At 74.7% G+C, this 18,802-nt stretch carries 20 protein-coding genes; 13 read left to right on the top strand and 7 right to left on the bottom strand.

Annotated elements, in window-relative coordinates:
* Positions 1-238 precede the first annotated feature (238 nt).
* From MUK52_RS27315 to MUK52_RS27290, 6 genes are all read left to right on the top strand, one after another.
* Complete coding sequence (locus tag MUK52_RS27315) at positions 239-2,698, top strand: nitrate- and nitrite sensing domain-containing protein (RefSeq protein ID WP_284580919.1); 2,460 nt, start codon at positions 239-241, stop codon at positions 2,696-2,698.
* Positions 2,695-3,111, top strand: coding sequence for a roadblock/LC7 domain-containing protein (locus MUK52_RS27310; protein WP_114056478.1), 417 nt, complete (start codon positions 2,695-2,697; stop codon positions 3,109-3,111). Before MUK52_RS27315 ends, MUK52_RS27310 begins: the two co-directional genes overlap by 4 nt.
* Positions 3,111-3,569: a DUF742 domain-containing protein gene (locus tag MUK52_RS27305; protein WP_114056479.1), complete on the top strand. Its 459-nt coding sequence runs from the start codon at positions 3,111-3,113 to the stop codon at positions 3,567-3,569. Before MUK52_RS27310 ends, MUK52_RS27305 begins: the two co-directional genes overlap by 1 nt.
* On the top strand, positions 3,523-4,185 hold the full coding sequence (locus MUK52_RS27300) for a GTP-binding protein (protein ID WP_472913083.1): 663 nt from the start codon (positions 3,523-3,525) through the stop codon (positions 4,183-4,185). Before MUK52_RS27305 ends, MUK52_RS27300 begins: the two co-directional genes overlap by 47 nt.
* Positions 4,186-4,260: 75 nt before the next feature.
* Positions 4,261-4,893 (top strand): endonuclease, encoded by a 633-nt coding sequence (locus MUK52_RS27295; protein ID WP_114056481.1) that lies wholly within the window; start codon positions 4,261-4,263, stop codon positions 4,891-4,893.
* 189 nt (positions 4,894-5,082) lie between these two features.
* Positions 5,083-5,949 carry a CAP domain-containing protein gene (locus MUK52_RS27290; RefSeq protein WP_114056482.1) on the top strand — a complete coding sequence of 289 codons (867 nt, stop codon included), beginning with the start codon at positions 5,083-5,085 and terminating at the stop codon, positions 5,947-5,949.
* A gap of 179 nt (positions 5,950-6,128) precedes the next feature.
* Here MUK52_RS27290 and MUK52_RS27285 read toward each other — a convergent pair whose 3' ends face one another.
* Positions 6,129-6,455, bottom strand: a complete 327-nt coding sequence (locus MUK52_RS27285) for a hypothetical protein (RefSeq protein WP_284580910.1) — start codon at positions 6,453-6,455, stop codon at positions 6,129-6,131.
* Between MUK52_RS27285 and MUK52_RS27280 the strand changes: the two genes are divergently transcribed.
* The 7 genes from MUK52_RS27280 (at position 6,442) to MUK52_RS27250 (ending at position 11,944) form a co-directional block, all read left to right on the top strand.
* Entirely contained in the window at positions 6,442-6,669 is a 228-nt protein-coding gene (locus MUK52_RS27280) for a hypothetical protein (RefSeq protein WP_284580908.1), read from the top strand. The genes MUK52_RS27285 and MUK52_RS27280 overlap by 14 nt on opposite strands.
* 250 nt (positions 6,670-6,919) lie before the next feature.
* The gene (locus MUK52_RS27275; RefSeq protein ID WP_284580906.1) at positions 6,920-7,693 is read left to right on the top strand and encodes a thioredoxin family protein; all 774 of its coding nucleotides are present in this window, start codon (positions 6,920-6,922) and stop codon (positions 7,691-7,693) included.
* Positions 7,690-8,286, top strand: a complete 597-nt coding sequence (locus tag MUK52_RS27270) for a TlpA disulfide reductase family protein (RefSeq protein ID WP_246042622.1) — start codon at positions 7,690-7,692, stop codon at positions 8,284-8,286. Before MUK52_RS27275 ends, MUK52_RS27270 begins: the two co-directional genes overlap by 4 nt.
* On the top strand, positions 8,283-9,080 hold the full coding sequence (locus tag MUK52_RS27265) for a cytochrome c biogenesis CcdA family protein (protein ID WP_114056486.1): 798 nt from the start codon (positions 8,283-8,285) through the stop codon (positions 9,078-9,080). Before MUK52_RS27270 ends, MUK52_RS27265 begins: the two co-directional genes overlap by 4 nt.
* A 68-nt stretch (positions 9,081-9,148) precedes the next feature.
* The gene (locus tag MUK52_RS27260) at positions 9,149-9,739 is read left to right on the top strand and encodes a hypothetical protein (protein ID WP_284580903.1); all 591 of its coding nucleotides are present in this window, start codon (positions 9,149-9,151) and stop codon (positions 9,737-9,739) included.
* A gap of 88 nt (positions 9,740-9,827) precedes the next feature.
* Entirely contained in the window at positions 9,828-10,544 is a 717-nt protein-coding gene (locus MUK52_RS27255) for a response regulator transcription factor (protein ID WP_114056488.1), read from the top strand.
* Positions 10,541-11,944 (top strand): HAMP domain-containing protein, encoded by a 1,404-nt coding sequence (locus MUK52_RS27250; RefSeq protein WP_284580899.1) that lies wholly within the window; start codon positions 10,541-10,543, stop codon positions 11,942-11,944. The genes MUK52_RS27255 and MUK52_RS27250 overlap by 4 nt, the downstream gene beginning before the upstream one ends.
* 40 nt (positions 11,945-11,984) lie before the next feature.
* Here MUK52_RS27250 and MUK52_RS27245 read toward each other — a convergent pair whose 3' ends face one another.
* The 6 genes from MUK52_RS27245 to MUK52_RS27220 form a co-directional block, all read right to left on the bottom strand.
* A complete protein-coding gene (locus tag MUK52_RS27245) occupies positions 11,985-12,887 on the bottom strand; it encodes an NADP-dependent oxidoreductase (protein ID WP_284580896.1) in 903 nt (300 codons plus the stop codon).
* Positions 12,884-14,050, bottom strand: a complete 1,167-nt coding sequence (locus MUK52_RS27240; RefSeq protein ID WP_284580894.1) for an acyltransferase family protein — start codon at positions 14,048-14,050, stop codon at positions 12,884-12,886. The genes MUK52_RS27245 and MUK52_RS27240 overlap by 4 nt, the downstream gene beginning before the upstream one ends.
* 111 nt (positions 14,051-14,161) lie before the next feature.
* Positions 14,162-14,944, bottom strand: coding sequence for an alpha/beta fold hydrolase (locus MUK52_RS27235; protein ID WP_114056492.1), 783 nt, complete (start codon positions 14,942-14,944; stop codon positions 14,162-14,164).
* A gap of 68 nt (positions 14,945-15,012) precedes the next feature.
* On the bottom strand, positions 15,013-16,212 hold the full coding sequence (locus MUK52_RS27230; RefSeq protein WP_284580891.1) for an acyltransferase family protein: 1,200 nt from the start codon (positions 16,210-16,212) through the stop codon (positions 15,013-15,015).
* A gap of 15 nt (positions 16,213-16,227) precedes the next feature.
* A complete protein-coding gene (locus MUK52_RS27225) occupies positions 16,228-17,397 on the bottom strand; it encodes an acyltransferase family protein (protein WP_284580888.1) in 1,170 nt (389 codons plus the stop codon).
* 36 nt (positions 17,398-17,433) lie between these two features.
* Positions 17,434-18,633, bottom strand: coding sequence for an MFS transporter (locus tag MUK52_RS27220; protein ID WP_162793267.1), 1,200 nt, complete (start codon positions 18,631-18,633; stop codon positions 17,434-17,436).
* Positions 18,634-18,802: the final 169 nt, after the last annotated feature.

Here is an 18,802-nt window from a genome sequence, read left to right as displayed (position 1 = left end):
CCCGTTGGCCGGATGACACCGGGCAACGGCCGCACGGCCGGCGCCCCGAAGGCCCCCGCGGCGCATCGCGATCGGGTTCCGATCAGGACTCCGGTTGGCAACGGGCGCGCCGCTCATAACATGCTCCGATTATCGAAACAACGTATCGGTTTCGACCGTGTGGCTGGTTATGATCAGCCCCTTCCGACTGGCTGTCGTCCCCCGCTCCCCTCCCCTGCCCAGCCGCCCCCGAGGAACGATGACTTCGACAGAACCCGAAGGCCCACCGGCGGCCATGACGGCCCGGCAGCAGGGGCCGCGGCGGCGGACCGTGCGGCTGCGCACGCTCCTGGTGTGCCTCGCGGTCGTGCCCACGGTGGCCATGGGAACGCAGACGGTGGTCACCGCCGAACGGCTCCTGGACCAATCCGCCCACCTGCGCGCCGATGTGGCGGCCAGTGAGCACACGGGCGTCCCCCTGTACACGCTCCTCGTCGACCTCCAGGCCGAGCGCACCGCCTCGGCGGCCCTGTGGGCGGGCAGCCCCGGAGCCGAGCAGGAGCTCCGGCAGCGGCGGCAGGCGACGGACCGCGCGGCGGCCGAGTTCCGCCGGGCGGCCGCCGAGGCGGGCGTGTCCGTCGGGGAAGTGGTGCGCCAGCTCGGCGACCTGGCGGTCTACCGCGGGCGCGCGGACGCCCGCACCGGCACCCCCGACAGCCTGCTCGCCTACTACACCGCGCTGGTCAACGAGATCATCCGCGTGTACCAGCACGAGTTCAGCCACTCCGAGGACGCCGAACTCACCCAGGCGAGCCGCCCCGTGGTGTCCCTGCTCTCCGCCTCCGAGATGGTGGCGCGCCAGGATGCCCTGCTGGCCCTGGCCGGGCCCTCCCGCGAGCTGGGCGCCAGCGCCTTCGACCAGTTCACCAGTGCCGTGGGCGCGCAGCGCTACCTGTACGAGACCTGGGTCGTGCCGTACCTCCCGGAGCGGGACAGGCGGTTCTACGAGCGCATCACCACCTCCCCGGCCTGGGAGACGAAGACCCGCATCGAGAACGCGATCATCTTCGAGAACAAGGACTCCGACACCGGCATCCGGCTCCCCTCCGACGTCGGCGAATGGCGCGCGGCGCACGGCAACTTCTCGATGCAGATGGCCACCCTCAACATCGACCGGGCCCGGCAGGTCCTCGCCCTGGGCGAGGCGAAGGCGGACCGGCTGCAGACCGAGGTGGCCTGGCTGATCGGCGGCAGCGGCGCCGGGCTGCTGCTCGTCGTCGCGATCGTGGTGGCGAGCACCCGGTCGGTACTGCGCCGCCTGGACGGCCTGCACCGGCGCACCGTGGCGGTCGCCGAGCGCATCCTCCCGGACGTGGTGGCGCAGCTCGGCAGCGGCCGGCCCGTCGACGAGTCCGTGCTGCCCAGGGTGACCGGGCACCGGGACGAGGTCGGCCGCATCAACGACGCGTTCGCGCGGGTCGTCGCGGTGTCCGTGGACGGGCACCGGCAGCTCGCGGCGGAGCGCCACGGCTTCGGCATGTTCGCCTCCGGCATCGCCTCGCGCACCGGGAACCTGGTGAGCCGCCAACTGGCCCTGACCGAGGACATCCAGGACGCGTTCGGCCACGACGAGTCACTGCTCGCGCAGTTGATGCGGTCCGACCAGCTCACGGTCGGCATGCGGCGGCAGATCGAGAACCTGCTCATCCTCGCGGGCGGCGAGATCCCCGACCCGCACACCGAGCCCATGCGCATCGCCGACCTGCTGCGCGAAGCCGCCGCCGAGGTCGAGGACTTCCGGCGGATCGAGCGGCAGGCGCTGGACGAGGCGAGCGTGCAGCCGCATGTGATCAGCCAGACCAGCCACCTGCTGGCGGAGCTTCTGGACAACGCCACCCGCTTCTCCCCGCCGCGCTCCAAGGTGGTGATCCGCGCCGAACTCGTCGCCGACGGCCTGTCGGTGGAGATCGAGGACCGCGGGCCGCGGGTCGCGTCGGCCACGTACGAGGAGATGAACCGGCGCCTGCACAGTGCACCGCCGTACGCCGTCCTCGCCGAGAACGCGCACCGGCTGGGCCTGTTCGTGGTCGGCCACCTCGCCGAGCAGCTCGGCGCGACGGTCACGCTGCGGCGCTCGGTGTACGGGGGCACCTCGGCGGTGGTCGTGCTGCCGGGCGGGCTCCTGGCCCCCGCGGACCGGCCCGCGGCGCAGCCCGCGCAGCCCGCGCAGCCCGGCCCGGCCGCGGAGGACACCGCCGACGCACCGGAGGCCGTGGCCTCCGCCGCCCCGGTGCGGAAGGCCGCACGCACACCCGCGCTCACGCCGGAGCCCGCCCTCACGGCGGAGCCCGTGCCCGCGCCGTCCGCCGCGGACCCCGGGGAGCCCGTACCGGCGCGCGTGACGGGGCCGCGGGCCGTGGAGCCTGCGCCGGTGCCGACCCCGGCCGGGCTGCCGAGCCGGCGCCGCACCGACCCCTCGCCGCCCGCCCGCGCAGAGGGCGTCCCGCGCCCCGCGCTCCCGGCCCGGGAGGCCGCCCGGCCGGCCCTGCCCGAACGCGTACCGCAGACGCACATGTCGCAGCAGCTGCGCGGTCCGCGGACGCCCGAGACGACCGACCGCCAGGATCCGGCCACGCCCGAAGAGGTGGCCGACGCCTGGGCGGACTACGAACAGGGGACCCGGAAAGTGGAAGAAGAGCTCCGACAGGATCAGCCATGACGACGACATCGAACGACATGATCTACAGCGTTCTGGACAACAACCTGAGCAGGATCGCCGGCATCCAGGGCGCCGTGCTCCTGTCCAACGACGGGATCGGGCTGAGCGCCTACCTGCTGGAGCGGGACCAGGCGGAGCGCATCGCCGCCGCCTGTTCCGGGGTCGCCTCCACCATGAAGGCGATATCGCGCGAGGTGGACGGCGGCCGGGTGATCCGCCAGCTCGTCGAGATGGACGAGCGCTACCTCTGCATCGTGGGATGCGGCGAGGGCAGCACCCTCATCGTGGTGACCTCCCGCAAGGCGCGCCTGGGAGAGCTGGGCGGCGAGGCCGTCCGGACGGCGCAGGCGCTCGGCGAGTGGCTGGGCACCCCTGAGCGCACGCAGGCGCAGCCTCCCGCCTCCCCCGCGTAATGCCGCAGGACGACGCGGACGCCGTACCCGACCCCGGACCGGAGCCGGAGCAGGCCGCGGACGCCGCAGCGGACCCGGCGCCGGACGGCGGCGGGCCGCTCGCGCCGCGGTCCGGCGGACGCCGCCGGACCCGCCTGTACGCCCTCACCGACGGCCGGACCGCCGCCCCCTGCACCGTCATGACCATGGACACGACGATCACGGCGGCGGTCCCGGAGGACGCCTGGAGCGGGCTGCCCAGCGAGTGGCGGGCCGTCCTCGCCATGTGCCCGGCGCCGGACGGCCGCGCGGTCGCCGAGATCGCGGCCCGCATGCACATCCGCCTGACCCCGATGGCGCTGCTCCTCGGCGAACTCGCCGACCGCGGGCTGATCCACCACCGGCCGCCCCTGGACGGGGCGGAGGCCGCCGATGTCCACCTGCTCAGGAGAATCAGGGACAACCTTGCCCGCATATGAGAACGCCGCCCGGCAGGCGGCCCCCGTCAAGATCCTCGTGGCCGGCGGCTTCGGGGTCGGGAAGACCACCCTCGTCGAGACGGTCTCGGAGATCGAGCCGCTGCGCACCGAGGAGCGGCTGACGGCCGCCGGGGTCGGCGTCGACGACCTGGACGGCATCGAGTCCAAGGCCGTCACCACCGTGGCCATGGACTTCGGCCGGATCACCCTCACCGACGCCGGGGTCGCGCTGTACCTGTTCGGCACCCCCGGCCAGGAGCGGTTCTGGTTCATGTGGGACGACCTGTTGAACGGCGCCCTCGGGGCCGTCGTCCTGGTCGACACCCGCCGCCTGGACCGCAGCTTCCCGGCCGTCGACTTCTTCGAGAGCCGCGGGCTGCCGTTCGTGGTGGGCGCCAACTGCTTCCACGGCGAACAGGCTTACACGGCCCAGGAGATCGCCGCCGCCCTGCACCTGCGCGATCCCGCGACGCCCGTCCTGATGCTGGACGCCCGCGAGCGGGAGGACGTCCGCGGCGTGCTGCTCGCCCTGCTGGACCTGCTCATCGCCAGGGCCGCGGAATCGGGCGCGGAGTCCGGGGCGGCGGTTCGGGGGGCCTCCGCGGCGAGCCGCTGACGCCCGGCCCGCGGGAGGGGTACGCGCGGGGCGTGCGGGGTAGGCGCTCCCCGCGTACGAGGAAGGAGCGCCGCGATGGGAACCGCCGAGGTGGCCGCCGCACTCCTGCGCGACCACGGCAGGACCTACGCCGACGAGGCCGGCATCCGGCTCCGCGACAAGCCGTCCCCGCTGTACCGGCTTCTGGTGCTCGCGGTCCTGTGCTCGACCCGGATCCGGGCCGACATCGCCACCGCGGCCGCCCGCGAGCTCTTCTCGGCGGGCCTGCGCACGCCCCGGGCGATGGCGGACTCCGCCTGGCAGGACCGGGTGGACGCGCTCGGGCGCGCCCACTACGTACGCTACGACGAAAGCACCGCGACCGCGCTCGGCGAGGGGGCGCGGCTGCTGCTGGACCGCTGGCGCGGCGACCTGCGCAGGCTCCGGGAGGAGGCAGGGGGCGACACCGGCGCGCTGCGGGCACGGCTCATGGATGTGCCCCGGATCGGCCCGGTCGGCGCGGACATCTTCTGCCGTGAGGCGCAGGCCGTCTGGCCGGAGCTGCGGCCGTTCTTCGACGAGCGGTCCCGCGCCGCCGCCGCAGAGCTCGGGCTGCCCCGCTCGGCGGAGGGACTCGCCGCGCTGGTAGCTGCGGAGGACCTGGCCCGCTTCGCCGCGGCCCTGGTGCGCGCCTCGCTGTCGAAGGGGTCCGCGCGCGGGTCCGGATGACGGTCGGCCGCGGCCTCCGACTCGCTGCCCGCCGGGGCGAGTTGGGCGGAATGCCCGGCTGGTCCCTGTGTTGATCCTGAGGGCTTCCTTAAGGGACCTTGAAGAACCCTTCCCGGGGGCTTTTTTCGCTGGTCACACGCCTAGGCTCGGGCGGACTCCCATCCGTCCCCCCAGTGAGGTGTCACCGGCATGAGCCGCAGCCGTACCCCCGAAACCGTGTCCCGCGCCGAGGCGCGACGCCGGAAGGCCGTGCGTTCGCGCATCGTGCTGTCCGTCACCGCGGCGGCCGCGGTCGTGGCGGTCGGCGTCGCGGTGGCCGACTCCGACGGCGACGCGCGCACCGAGCGCCGGGCGGGCGGCGCGGCGGGTGCCGCGTCCGGGTCGGCCGCCGCCGGGGCCGGGGCGGAGTCGGCCACCCCGCCGGCCCCGGGCGCCGACGCGTCGGCCTCGGCGAGCCCGAGCCCGTCCGCCACGCCCGAGGCGTCCGCGTCCGCGTCGGCGTCGGCGTCGCCCGCCGAGCCGTCGGCGGAGGGCAGCACCGAGGCCAAGGCGGCGCCCGCCTCCCCGGCGGCGCCGGCCCGCAAGCCCGCGACGGGCGGCGGCTCGGGCGGCTCCGGCGGTTCGGGCGGCTCCGGCGGTTCGGGCGGCTCCGGCGGTTCGGGCACGGTGAACACCGATGCCGAATCCGCGGTCCTCGCCATCGTCAACAAGGAGCGCGCCGCGGCCGGATGCGGCCCGCTGTCCTCCAACGCGAAGCTGAGCGCCGCGGCCCGGGCCTACAGCGACACCATGGCGCGCAGCGGTGTCATGTCGCACACCGGCCCCGACGGGTCGACCATGACCAGCCGGGTGGAGGCCGCGGGCTACGCCTGGTCCCGTCTCGGCGAGAACATAGCCCGCGGGCAGGCGGACGCCGACGCGGTCATGAAGGCGTGGATGAACAGCCCCGGCCACCGGGCCAACATCCTCAACTGCGCCTTCAAGGAGATCGGCATAGGCGTCCACAAGGGCGACGGCGGCCCCTGGTGGACCCAGAACTTCGGCGCGCCGAGGTAACCCCTGCCCCCCATGGCCGGCGTCCCCCGCACCCGTCCCCGGGTGCGGGGGACGCCGGCTTTCGGGGGGAGGCGGCTTTCGGGGGGAGGCGGCTCTCGGGGGGAGGCGGCTCTCGGGGGGAGGCGGTGACGGGCCGGGCGGCGCGTCGGCCACTATGGGGCCGTGCCTCGAACTTCGCGCTACCTGCTGATATGGCTGTCGTGCACGGCCGCCAGTGTGACTGCCGTGCTCGGCACGGTCCAGTTCGTGGTGGGTTCGACCAGGCAGACGCCCCCGGTCGCACGGTCCGCCCCCGTCGTCGTCAACACGCCGCCCGCGTGGCTGGCGGTGACGAACCCGTCGGCGAGCCCCTCGCCGTCGCCCTCCCCCGGTTCCTCCGCCGCCACGCCGCGGCCGTCCCCGTCGGCGGGCACCCCGACCCCGGCCAAGCCCTCGGCGGGCGCCTCCCGGTCCGCCGCCGTGAAGTCCTCTCCGGACTGCGAGGAGGGCGGGGTGGGGCTGCACACGGTCCCCTCCCAGGGCGGCCGGGCCACGGTGCGCTACGGCAGCCGGGGGGTGTGCCTGATCTCCGCGGTTCCGAACCGGGGCTTCAAGACCAGCACGTCACAGCCCTCGGCCGACACTCTCACCGTGACGTTCACCAGCGACGACCACCGCTCCACCATCACCGCGACGATCGAGCCCCGGGCGAAGGCCAGCGTCCGCGAAAGCTCCTTCTGAGCAACCCCGGGCGGCCCCGGGCGGCCGCAGGCGAAGCGGAAGGTGAGCTGTTCCTTAGGGCAACCTCAAGATCCGGCCGCGGGGGTTCCGGCCGCCCGGGGCGGTCCTATGCTCGCGTCAGCAGAGCGGCCGCAGGTGCCGGGGCATGCCGCCCCGACCGGTCCGGCCGCCGCTTCCACCGCGCCGGAAGGGTGTCCGGCCCTTCCGCAGTCCGACCGTGCCCTGGGGTGACTTCACCATGACTTCTCGCATGCTCCGATCCGTCCGCGCCGACCTCCGGACGGCGTCGGCCCGCTCCGCCCGGGCGCGCGGGAGGCGGCTGCCGGCGGTCGCAGCGGCGGTGCTCGCGGCCGGGCTGACCGCCGCCTGCGGACCGTCCTCCCAGCCCGCCGGGGCCGCCTTCCCGTCCGCGGCCCGGCAGTCCGCCGGATCCCTGCCTGCCGACGGCCTCCCCGCCGGGGCGGAGTCCGCGAGCGGCTCGCCCGAGGTCTCCGCGACCGCGTCGACGGCCCCCTCCGCCTCCGCGTCCGCCAGTGCGCAGCCCTCGGCCGCGCCCTCCAAGTCCGCCTCGGCGGCCGCCTCCAGGAAGCCGTCCGCGCCGCGCACCTCGGCTCCGCCCGCCCCGGCCCGGGTGCCCGGTCCCGGCTACGACGCCTCCGCCGACGCGCAGAAGCAGGTGGACGCGGCCCTGCGCGCGGCCAAGGCCGACGGGCGGATGGTGCTCCTCGACTTCGGTGCCAACTGGTGCGGCAACTGCAAGGCGGCCGACAAGGTGTTCGCCCAGCCGCCGACCACGGCGCTCCTCGGGGCCTCGTACCACCTGGTCAAGGTCGACATCGGTGGCAGCAGCTCCGCCAACTCGGCGCTGCTGGGCAAGTACAGCCCGTCCGGGGGCACGTACAAGATGCCCGTGCTGGTCGTCGTCTCCCCCTCCGGGTCGGTGCGCACCGACACCCACGTCACCGGGAACCCGCCGCTGACCGCGGACGGCATCAACGCCTTCCTGCGCCAGTGGGCGTCGTGAGACGGCCGGTCGCCGCCGTCGCAGCAGCCGCTGTGGCGGCGGCGGGCCTCGCGTTGGCAGCCGCGTGGGCCCCCGGCGGCGGGCCCGCGGAAGGGCGGGGCGGCGCCGGCGGTACGGGCACCGGGGCGGCGCCCGCGGTCGCGGATCCGGGCGCCCGGCCGGCGGCCCCCGAGCTGGCCGGAGCGGACCTCGACGGGCGGCAGGTCGACCTCGCGGGCCTGCGCGGCCAGGTCGTCGTCGTGAACGTGTGGGGCTCCTGGTGCGCGCCGTGCCGGGCGGAGGCCGACGACCTGGAGCGCGTCAGCCGGCAGACCCGCGGCGACGGCGTCCGCTTCCTCGGGATCAACATCCGCGACCGGGACCGCGAGGCGGCCCGCTCCTTCGTCCGCGCGCACGGCCTGGGCTTCCCGAGCCTGCACGATCCGGAGGGCGCGCTGCTGCTCCGCTTCCCGCCGTCCGTGCTGAACCCGCAGACCGTCCCCTCGACGCTGGTGGTCGACCGCCGGGGCCGCGTCGCGGCGGCGATCGGCGGCTCCGTCACCGAGGAGCAGCTGCGGCCGCTGGTGGCGCGGGTCGCCGGGGAGGCCTCGTGACGGCCGCCGCCGGCCTCGGGGCCGGCGCCGCCGCCCTCGCCTTGGCGGATGCGCCGTCGCTGGTCAACGGCACGCTGCTGATCGCGGCTCCCGTCGCCTTCGCCGCGGGGCTCGTCTCGTTCCTCTCGCCGTGTGTGCTGCCGCTCGTCCCCGGCTACCTCAGCTACGTGACGAGCCTGTCGGTCGCCGATCTGGCAGACGCGCGAGGCGGGCACCGCAGCCGGATGGCCGCAGGCGCGCTGCTGTTCGTCCTCGGCTTCACGGCGGTTTTCGTCTCCGGCGGCGCCCTGTTCGGCTACTTCGGCCGGACGCTGCTGGCGCACCAGGAGGCGCTCACCCAGGTGCTCGGCGTCTTCACCGTCGTCATGGGCCTGTCGTTCACGGGCTTCCTGCCGGGCGTCACGCAGCGGGAGTTCCGCAGCCGCCGGCGCCCCGCGCTGGGTCTCTCCGGGGCCCCTCTGCTGGGCGCGGTGTTCGCGGTGGGCTGGACGCCGTGCATCGGGCCGACGCTGGGGGCCGTGCAGGCCCTCGCGTGGACGGAGGCCAGTGCCGCGCGCGGGGCGCTGCTGATGGCCGCCTACTGTCTGGGGCTGGGGTTGCCGTTCGTCCTGGCCGCGCTCGCCTTCCGGCGTGCGCTGGGGGCGTTCGGGCTGGTCAAGCGGCACTACCGGTGGGTGCTGCGGATCGGCGGGGGCATGCTGGTGCTCGTCGGCGTCCTGCTGGTCACCGGCGTGTGGAACGACCTGGTGTACCGCCTGCAGTTGTGGAGCGCGGACTCCGCAGCGGCGTTCTGACCCCTCTCCCGGACCGGACCACACGACACAAAAACGCACACATGGCACACACGACACAGGTGACACACATGCCCCAGACCACCCGCTCGAACGCCGCCGCCTGGACGGGCCGTTCACGCCCGGCGCGCCTCGCCGCCGCCCTCCTCTGCCTGGCCGGGCTCACCGCCTGCGGCGGCCAGGACGCCGGGCAGGCGGACGGCGCCGCCTCTGCGCCCACGGCGAGCTTCACCGACAAGGGCGTCACCGTCACGCTCTCGATCGCCGACTGGCGCGACGCGAAGGGCACCCTCAAAGCCGTCTTCACCCCCGAGGAGAAGGGGTTCCACCTGTACAGCACCGACCTGCCGGCCACCGGCGTCGAGGGCGTCGGCCGGCCCACCGCGGTCTCCGTCACCGGAGTGCTCCGCGCCGAGGGGAAGCTGACCGCGGCCGCGGACGTGCGCACGATCAGCGTGCCCGGTGTCGGCGCCCCGGTCCCCGTCTACCCGGACGGCCCGGTCACCACGACCCTGCCGGTCCGCGCCGACGGCACCGGAGAGGCCACCGTGCTGCTCGGCTACGCCAGCTGCAGCACCGAGGAAGGCTGCACGATCCCGGTCTCCGACCGGCCCGTCCACCTGCGCATCACCGCCGACGGCCCGGTGTTCGGGCCCCGCTAGCCGTGGCCGGAAGGGCCTGCCCCGCCCGCCCCGGCCGGCGGGCGGCCTCCCCTCGGACCGCTCCGGCCCAACCCCTAAGGTGTCCCCCATGCCCAGCGTCCTGGTCGTGGAAGACGACCCCAGCATCCGCCAGTCACTGATCGAGGTCCTGGCGGAGCACGGGTACGCCGTGCGCAGCGCGGCCGACGGCTTCGGCGGCCTGCGGGAGCTCACCCAGACGCCGGTCGACGCGGTGGTCCTCGACCTGGGGCTGCCGGACCTCGACGGCGGCGACGCCCTGCGCATGATCCGCGGAATATCCTCGGTGCCCGTGCTGGTGGCCACCGCACGGGACGACGAGGCGGAGATCATCAAGCTTCTCAACGCGGGCGCCGACGACTACCTGGTCAAACCGTTCTCCGGCGGGCAGCTCATCGCACGCCTCGCCGCCGTTCTGCGGCGCACCAGCCACGTCCCGCCCGCCGGCGCCGGCGCGGCCCCGGCGGCCGCATCGGCCGCGCCGCGGCCGGCCACCGTCGGCGAGCTCGTCGTCGACCCCGGCGCCCGCACCGCCTTCCTCGCCGGCCGCGAGCTGCGGCTCACCCGCAGGGAGTTCGACCTGCTGGCGTTCCTGGCCCGGCACGCCGGCCAGGTCGTCTCCAAGCGACGCCTGCTGACCGAGGTGTGGCGCGAGCCGTACGTGGACGACCAGACCGTCGACGTGCACCTGTCGTCCCTGCGCCGCAAGCTCGGCGAACGCGCGGCGGCCCCCCGCTACCTGAGGACCGTCCGCGGCGTCGGCATCAAGCTGGTGGCCCCCCGTTGAGGCGCTCGCTGGCCGGAGTGGCGCTCGCCGTGACCTCCATGGTCGCGCTGTCCTTCCTCATACCGCTGGCCCTCCTCGTGATGTCGCTCGTCAAGGAGCAGGGGGTCAACGAGGCCGAGCAGCGCGCCGCCGCGCTCGCACCGGTCCTCGCGCTGACCACGGAGCCGGCCGCCCTGCGCGAATCGGCCGCCAGCCTGGACGGGGGCGAGCACCTCGTCGTCCACCTCCCCGACGCCGGCGCGCTCGGCAGGTCGAAGGCGCCCGCCGCGCTCCTCGAACGGGCCCGCAGGGGAAGGGAGTCGATCTCCCAGGAGGTGCCGGGCGGCTGGATGTGCCTCCAGCCGGTGGTGCTGCCCGGCGACCGGGTCGCCGTCGTGGAGAACTTCGTCCCCGAGGAGGAGCTGACCCGCGGGGTCGCGGAGTCCTGGGCGGTCATGGCGTTCCTCGCGGTCGGGCTGATCGCCGGCTCGGTCCTCGTCGCCGACCGCCTGGGCGCGAAGGTCGTACGGTCCTCGAAGCGGCTCGCGCAGGCCTCGCGCGCGCTCGGCGAGGGCGACCTGGACACCCGCGTGGCCCCGATGGGCCCGAAGGAGCTCCGCGAGGCGGGCGTCGCGTTCAACGCGATGGCGCACCGCATGACCGAGCTGCTGGCGGTGGAGCGCGAGCTGGTCGCCGACCTGTCGCACCGGCTGCGGACCCCGCTGACCGCCCTCCACCTGGCGTCGGAGCGGATGGCGGGCACACCGGAGTCCGCGCGGGTCGAGACGGCCGTCGGCGAACTGGAGGCGGAGCTGCAGGCCATCATCGCCGCGGCGCGCACCCCGCTCGCGGTGGGCCCCATGGGCCAGGGCCTCCTCGGCGCCGAGCCCGCCGCCGGGCGGGGGCCGGCCGGTGCGGCGGGGGCCGGGCCGCGCTGCGAGGCGGCCGAGGCGGTGCGCGGGCGGACGGCGTTCTGGACGGTGCTGGCGGGGCACCAGGACCGGGAGTGCTTGCTGGACCTCACCCCAGAGCCCACGCCGGTGGCGCTCTCCGAGGACGACGTCGCGGCGGTGGCCGACGCCCTGATCGGCAACGTCTTCCGGCACACCCCGCCCGGCACGCCGCTCGGCGTGCGCGTCGTGCGGTCGGCGCTGGCCGTCGAACTGGTCGTGGAGGACGGCGGGCCCGGCATCCCGGATCCCGACCGGGCCCTGTCCCGCGGCAGCAGCACCGGCTCCACCGGTCTGGGGCTCGACATCGCGCACCGGGCGGCCACCGCCACGGGCGGCTCCGTGCGCATCGGCCGGAGCCCCCTGGGCGGCGCGCACATCGCGGTCTCGTTCGCCCTGGCCCCCGCCCCGCTGCCGGGGCGGGGCCCGCGCACCTCCCGGCGCCGCCCGGCCTGGCCGCGCAGGCGCTGAGGCCCGCCCCGGCCGCGGCCGGGGTGGTTCCCGCAGGGCGTCAGGGCGCCGGGGCCAGCAGGATCTTCCCGCGGGTCCCGCCCGCCTCCAGCAGGGCGTGCGCCCGGGGCGCCTCCTCGAACGGCAGCACGCGGGCGATCCGCAGCGCCAGCTGCCCTTGCTCGACGCGGCGCGCCAGGGTGTCGAGCACGGCGGGGTCGGTCCGCACCCCGTACACCTCGACGTCGACGGACCGCTCGGGCTCCGGAACGGCGAACGGCGTCAGGGACACGAAGCGCCCCCCGTCGCGGACGGCCTCGACCGTCCGCGGCCGCCCCGCCGCGTCGATGACGGCGTCGTACGCGCCTGCCGGCGGGGGCGCGGCCCCGGTGAACACCTCGGCGGCACCCAGCCCGCGTACGGTGTCCGCGTCGTCGGGGCGGGCGAGGGCGGCCGGGTGCAGGCCGCGCAGGGCGGCGAGCTGCACGAGGTATCCGCCGACCGCGCCGGCGGCGCCGCAGACGAGGAGCCGGCCCGCGAAGCCGGGGCCGAGCCGGTCGAGGGCCTGCTCGGCCGTGAGCGCGGCCAGCGGCAGGGCTGCCGCGTGCTCCAGCGGGGCGCCGGCCGGCGCCGGGACCGCGAGCCGCTCGTCGAGGGCGACGTACTCGGCCGACACGCCGGCCCCGTCGGCCAGTGAGGGGCGCAGGGCGACGACGCGGTCGCCGGGCCGGAAGCGGCCTGCCGCGGGGCCGGTGGCGGCCACGGTGCCGGAGACGTCCCAGCCGACGACGGCGGGCAGCACCGGGGAGGGGATGTCGCCGCGGCGCACGGCCAGGTCGACCGGGTTCACGGCGGCCGCGGCGACCCGGAGGAGGATCTCCCCGCGGCCCGGCTGCGGGATGTCCCGCTCGGTGACGGCGAGGACTTCCGGCGGGCCGTGGGAACCGAAGGTGACTGCTTTCAAGGCTGTGCCTTTCGTGTGCGTCCCAGGTGGCGCATCGCGGGCTTCTCGACGGCCGCGTACAGCAGCCAGGCCACGGCGAGCGTCGCGAGGGCCTCCAGCACCAGCACGCCGATGCCGGCGGCGGTACCGAAGAACGTGTCGGGGCCGAGGAGGTGTTCGCGGACGACGTTCAGGAGGATGAGGTGGACCATGTAGAAGGCGAAGGAGACCTCGCCGAGCCAGACCGCCGCCCGGCCGCGCAGCGGCGAGGGCCGGCCCGAGACGTCCTGCAGGGCGACGGCCGGGATCAGCAGCGCCATCGGGATGACGAACACCGCGTCCAGGGCGTACAGCCAGGGCACGTACAGGGACAGGGCGTACGCGGCGAGGCACGCGGCCGCGGCGGGCAGCGGGCGGACGCCGAACCGGCGGCCGGTGACGACGATCCGCGCCATCAGCATGCCGAGCACGAAGTCCAGGGCGCGCACCGGCGGCAGCATGTACACGCTCCAGTACTGCCAGACGGAGGCCGGGGAGCCCTCGGGCATGGGCGGGTCGCCCGGGAGCAGCAGGTAGGCCAGGGTCGGCACGGCGACGACCGCGGCGGCGGTCCCGGCGGCCCAGCGCCACAGGTGCGCGGGCGGGATGCGCTTGATCCCGTGCAGGAACAGCGGGAAGCAGAGGTAGAAGAACAGCTCGCAGGCGAGCGACCAGCTGGGCGGGTTGACCCCGAGGAAGACGGAGAACTCGGGGATCCAGGCGTGGACGAGGAAGAGGTTCGGCACGGCCTGCCACCACTGGGTGGTGGCCCCGGACAGCAGCGCCAGGGCGAGCACCCAGGTGACCAGGTGGTTGGGGTAGATCTTGAAGAAGCGGCGGCGCCAGAAGTGCCGCGGCGCGTCGCCGGGCCGGACCGACCAGGTCAGGACGAAGCCGCTGAGGATGAAGAAGAAGCTGACCCCGGCCCAGCCCGCGTTGCCGAACAGCCACCGGTATCCGTCGGCGACGTCCTTCGAGGCGAACGGGTTGAGGGCGGGCAGTGCGAGCGAGGAGTGGTAGCAGAACACCAGCAGGGCGGCGATGAACCGCAGGCCGGTCAGTGAGGGGAGCCGGCCGTGCACGGCCTGTCGGTGCTCGGCGGCGCGCTCCGTCGGTGTCGCGGCGGGTTCCGCGGTGGTGGACACGGGCTCTCTCCGGAGGGTGCGTGGATGGGCGGGGCCGGCCCGCCGGGGCGGGCGGGCGCCGGCCGGTGGTGCGGCCGGGCCCGCTCCGGTCCCGCGGGGCGTGCTGCCGGGTCAGTCCCGGTCGAGGAAGCCGCCGAGGAGTTCGACGACCTCGGCCGTCTTCTCGAAGATGACCATGTGGCCGCTCTCCAGCTCGGCGTACTCGCTGCCCGCGACGGCGGCGTGGATCTCGCGTGCGTGCTCGACGGGGATCAGGGCGTCCCGGGTGGAGCCGATGACGAGGGTCGGCGCGGTGATGGCGGGGAGGCGGTCGCTGATGTCGACGCGGTGGTCCAGCTCGATCTGCCGCAGCGTGTGCGCCTCGGCCTTGATCCCGGCGACGGTCGCCTTGACGCCGTCGCCGCCGAAGCCGGCGAGGAAGGCCGGCGAGAAGATCAGCAGGGCGCTGTAGGCGGCGAAGGCCTCTCCGTCGATGTCGGGGAGGCGGCGCCACAGGTCGACGGCGAGCTGCTGGCGCGGGTCGTCGTTGCGTGCCCAGCCGTTGATGACGACGAGGCGGCGGACGAGCTCCGGGTGCCGGGCGGCGGCGGCCGCCGCGACGACCGCGCCGAGGGAGAACCCGACGATGTCGAAGGGCCCGTCGGTGACCGCCCGGGCGGTGCCGACGACCTGTTCGACGAGCTCGTCCAGGCTCAGCTCGTCGGCGTGGAGCGGGGTGCGGCCGCTGCCGGAGCAGTCCGGGGTGACGACCGTGTAGCGGTCGCTGAAGTGCTCCCGGATGTGGCCGAACTGGGCTTCGCCGTCACCGCCGGTGCCGTGGACGAAGAGCAGGGCGGGACCGCTGCCCTGCACCGTGTAGTGGACGGGGGTGCCGTTGACGTCGATCGTGGGCACGGGAGGCTCCTCACTGTCGAAGGGGGCGCGGACGGGATGCCGTCCGCGAGGGGGTCGGTGGGCGGGGTTCAGCGCAGCGCCGGGGCGGGCTCGCGCTCTTCGGCAGGTGCCCCGGGGGCCTGGGGCAGCCGCGGCCGCGGCCGGGACCAGCGCCGCATGACGGGGCGTTCGACGCACACCAGCAGCAGCCAGCCGACGAGCAGCGTCGCGAGGAAGAAGCCCAGGAGGACCAGGACGCCGGGGAGCGGTGCGAAGAGCCGCTCGTCCATCAGCGCGGTGCGGCCGTAGTACATCACCACGTACTGGGCGAGGTAGAAGCCGAAGGAGACCTCGCCGAGCCACTGCATGGTGCGGCCGCGCAGCACCGTCGGGGCGCCGTCCACGTCGGCCCGGGCCACGGCGCAGATCAGCAGCGACACCGGGATGATGGTGGCGACGTTGAGGCCGTACAGGAACGGCACGGCCATGGCTGCGGCGTAGCCCGCCAGGCAGAGCAGGGCCGCCGGGAGGATCCGCACGCGGGGGAAGGCCCCGGCGAGGACGAGCCGGGCGAGCAGCATGCCGAGGACGAACTCGAACATGCGGACCGGCGGGAAGTTGTAGCCGAACCAGAACTCCCACAGGGAGATGCCGAAGCCCTCGGGGGTGGGCGGGTTCTGCGGCAGCAGGAAGTCGGTGGCGAGCTGGACGGCGACCATGCAGGCGACCATGGCGGCGGCCCAGCCCCACAGCGCCCGCTCCCTGATCCGCAGCACGGGCCCGATCAGGAAGGGGAAGAGCAGGTAGAAGAGCAGCTCGCTGCAGAGCGACCAGCTGGGCGGGTTGACGCTGATGAAGGTCTCGTGCTGCGGGAACCAGGAGTGGACGAGGAAGAGGTTCGGCAGCCAGGCGGACAGCGGTGTCATCGCTCCGGCGAACAGCACCATGGCGAGCGCCCACATCACGATGTGGTTGGGGAAGATCTTCAGCAGGCGGCGGCGCCAGAACCCGGTGGCGGTGTCGCCGGGCTTGGCCGACCAGGTCAGGACGAAGCCGCTGAGGACGAAGAAGAACGACACGCCCATCCAGCCGGCCTTGCTGAACAGCCAGCGGAAACCCTCCTCCCAGGCCTGGTCGGCGAAGGGGTTCATGGGCGGGTCGCTGAAGGTCGCGTGGAAGAAGAAGACCAGGGCGGCAGCGATGAAGCGCAGACCCGTCAGCGAGGGCAGTTTGGCTCTGGACGGCCCGGGGGCGGTGCCGGGGGCGGCAATCGGGGACGGCGGGGTCATGGGCGGTCGGCCCTTTCAGGAGGCGTGGGTCAGGGAGCGCTGCGACGGGGCTTCGGCGGGGGCGGCCGGCTGCTTCCTCCGGGGCCGCGCCCAGCGCTGCATCAGGGGGCGCTCCACGCACACCAGGAGCAGCCGGCCGAGGACGAGGGAGGCGGCGAACTCCGCGGCGATGACGGCGATCCCGACGGGGACGGAGTACGTGCGGTGGTCCATCAGCGTGGTGCGGGTGAAGGACAGCACGATCTGCTGGACGAGGTAGAAGCCGAAGGATGCCTCGCCGAGCCACTGCATGGTGCGGCTGCGCAGCCCGGTCGGGGTGCCGTCGGCGTCGGCGCGGGCGACCGCGCAGATCAGCAGGGAGATCGGGACGATGTTGGTGAGGGTGAGGCCGTACAGGAACGGCACTTCGAGGGCGGCGGCGTAGCCGGCCACGCAGAGCAGGGCGGCGGGGAGGACCCGTACGCGGGGGAAGGCCCCGGCGAGGACGAGCCGGGCGAGCAGCATGCCGAGGACGAACTCGAACATGCGCATCGGGGGGAAGTTGTAGCCGAACCAGAACTGCCAGACGGTCACGTCGGTGCCCGGGGCGGGCGGGCTCGCGGGTGCGAGGAAGTCGGTGGCGAGCTGTACGAGGGCCATGCAGGCGGCCATGGCGGCGGCCCAGCCCCACAGCGCCCGCTCCCTGATCCGCAGCACGGGCCCGATCAGCAGGGGGAAGAGCAGGTAGAAGAGCAGCTCGCTGCAGAGCGACCAGGCGGGGGTGTTGAGGCCCATGTGGACGGCCGGGTCGGGGAACCAGGACTGGATCAGGAAGAGGTTCGGCAGCCACACGTGCGCGGGGACGGCCGTACCGGCGAAGAGGACGATCGTGGCGGCCCAGGTGACGATGTGGTTGGGGAAGATCTTCAGCAGGCGGCGGCGCCAGAACCCGGTGGCGGTGTCGCCGGGCTTGGCCGACCAGGTCAGGACGAAGCCGCTGAGGACGAAGAAGAACGACACGCCCATCCAGCCGGCCTTGCTGAACAGCCAGCGGAAGCCGTCGGCGACGTCCTCGTCGGCGAAGGGGTTCATGGAGATGAACACCAGCGAGGCGTGGAAGAAGAAGACCAGGGCGGCGGCGACGAACCGCAGGCCCGTCAGCGAGGGGAGCGGGGGTCTGGCGGGAGGCACGGGGCTGCTGGGCATGGGCGGTGCTGCCTTCCTCGTTCGGTGGGCGCGGTTTCAGGAGGCCGGCGCGGCGGTGGCGGCGGTGGCGGTGGCGGGTTCGGCTGCCGCGGCGGTGGCGGCGGCCCGGCGCCGGCCGGCGTACACGGTCTGGGCGATCAGCAGGGCTCCGAGGGCGGTGAACGCGGCGGCGCCGAGCGTGACGGCGCGGGTTCCGAGGCCCTGGTCGATGAGCCGGCCGCCGGCCCAGGAGCCGAGGGCGGCGCCGAGCCCGAAGGCGGACATGTTGGCGGTCAGGGACAGCGTCGGGGCGTCCGCCGCCGCGGAGAGGACCTTCGTCTGGAGGCCGGGGATCAGGGCGAAGGTGGCCATGGAGAACAGGAGCAGGAAGACGGCGCCGCCGGCGGCGTACGGCGCGGCGGCCCAGTACAGGAGGCAGACGGCGGCGAGCGTCCAGGACAGGCGGAGTACGGCCCGGTCCGCGGACCGGTCGGCGTACCTGCCGCCGAGGGCGTTGCCGGCGACGGAGCCGATGCCGTAGGCCACGAGGACGGCCGGCACCCAGGCGGCGGGGAAGCCGCCGACGTCGGTCAGCAGCGGCACCATGTAGGTGATCAGGGTGAACATGCCGGCCGAGCACAGGACGGTGGCGAGGACGGTGCCGACCACCTGCCACTCCTTGAAGACCCGCAGTTCGTGCGCGGCGGAGGAGCCGGCCGTGCGGCCGTCGTCCGGGATGACCAGCAGGATCAGGGCTGCGGCGGCCAGGGCGAGCACGGCGACGCTCCCGAAGGTGGCGCGCCAGTGCAGCTGTTGGGCGACGAGGGTGCCGAGGGGGACGCCGAGCACGGTCGCCAGGTTCACGCCGAGCTGCGTGGCGGCGACCGCGGATCCCTCCTTGCCCTCGGCGGCCATGCCGCCCGCGGTGACCACGCAGACGGCGAGGAAGGTGCCGTGGATGACGGCGGTCAGCATGCGGCCGGCGACCAGCAGGGCGAAGGTGGGCGCCAGGCTGGAGAGGACGTTGCCGGCAACGGACACCAGCAGCAGCGCCACCAGCAGGTACTTGCGGCGGATCCGGGTGGACGCCGCGGTGACGAGCGGTCCTGCGACGACCACGGTCAGCGCGTAGACGGTGACGAGCAGGCCCGCGGTGGGGATCGTCACCGACAGGTCCTCGGCCAGGTCGCCCAGCATGCCGCTGGGGGCGAGTTCGGCGGTGCCGACGCAGAAGATGGCCAGGATCAGTACAGCCATACGGGACCGCATGGAATGCCTCTCGTGTGCAGCGGGGCGGCGGGCGGTGGACGGGCGCGCGGGCGGTGCGCGGGCGGGCCGCCGGACTTCGACCGGTGGGGCGGCGCGGGCAGTTCGCGCTGCGCACCGCCTGTCGCCGCTACCGGTATCGGAGTCTCTATCGAAACCC

The sequence above is a fragment of the Streptomyces sp. 2P-4 genome, from assembly GCF_030167965.1.
In the GTDB taxonomy this organism is placed as follows: domain Bacteria; phylum Actinomycetota; class Actinomycetes; order Streptomycetales; family Streptomycetaceae; genus Streptomyces; species Streptomyces globosus_A.
The sequence above is the reverse complement of the archived record's forward strand: the minus strand, read 5'-3'. Positions and strand labels throughout refer to the sequence as shown.

What these genes read in the sequence shown, in the direction of transcription:
- MUK52_RS27315 (WP_284580919.1), top strand. Translation starts at nt 239, where the DNA reads ATGACTTCGACAGAACCCGAAGGCCCACCGGCGGCCATGACGGCCCGG.
- MUK52_RS27310 (WP_114056478.1), top strand. Translation starts at nt 2,695, where the DNA reads ATGACGACGACATCGAACGACATGATCTACAGCGTTCTGGACAACAAC.
- MUK52_RS27305 (WP_114056479.1), top strand. Translation starts at nt 3,111, where the DNA reads ATGCCGCAGGACGACGCGGACGCCGTACCCGACCCCGGACCGGAGCCG.
- MUK52_RS27300 (WP_472913083.1), top strand. Translation starts at nt 3,523, where the DNA reads ATGTCCACCTGCTCAGGAGAATCAGGGACAACCTTGCCCGCATATGAG.
- MUK52_RS27295 (WP_114056481.1), top strand. Translation starts at nt 4,261, where the DNA reads ATGGGAACCGCCGAGGTGGCCGCCGCACTCCTGCGCGACCACGGCAGG.
- MUK52_RS27290 (WP_114056482.1), top strand. Translation starts at nt 5,083, where the DNA reads ATGAGCCGCAGCCGTACCCCCGAAACCGTGTCCCGCGCCGAGGCGCGA.
- MUK52_RS27275 (WP_284580906.1), top strand. Translation starts at nt 6,920, where the DNA reads ATGCTCCGATCCGTCCGCGCCGACCTCCGGACGGCGTCGGCCCGCTCC.
- MUK52_RS27260 (WP_284580903.1), top strand. Translation starts at nt 9,149, where the DNA reads ATGCCCCAGACCACCCGCTCGAACGCCGCCGCCTGGACGGGCCGTTCA.
- MUK52_RS27255 (WP_114056488.1), top strand. Translation starts at nt 9,828, where the DNA reads ATGCCCAGCGTCCTGGTCGTGGAAGACGACCCCAGCATCCGCCAGTCA.
- MUK52_RS27230 (WP_284580891.1), bottom strand. Translation starts at nt 16,212, where the DNA reads ATGACCCCGCCGTCCCCGATTGCCGCCCCCGGCACCGCCCCCGGGCCG.
- MUK52_RS27225 (WP_284580888.1), bottom strand. Translation starts at nt 17,397, where the DNA reads ATGCCCAGCAGCCCCGTGCCTCCCGCCAGACCCCCGCTCCCCTCGCTG.
- MUK52_RS27220 (WP_162793267.1), bottom strand. Translation starts at nt 18,633, where the DNA reads ATGGCTGTACTGATCCTGGCCATCTTCTGCGTCGGCACCGCCGAACTC.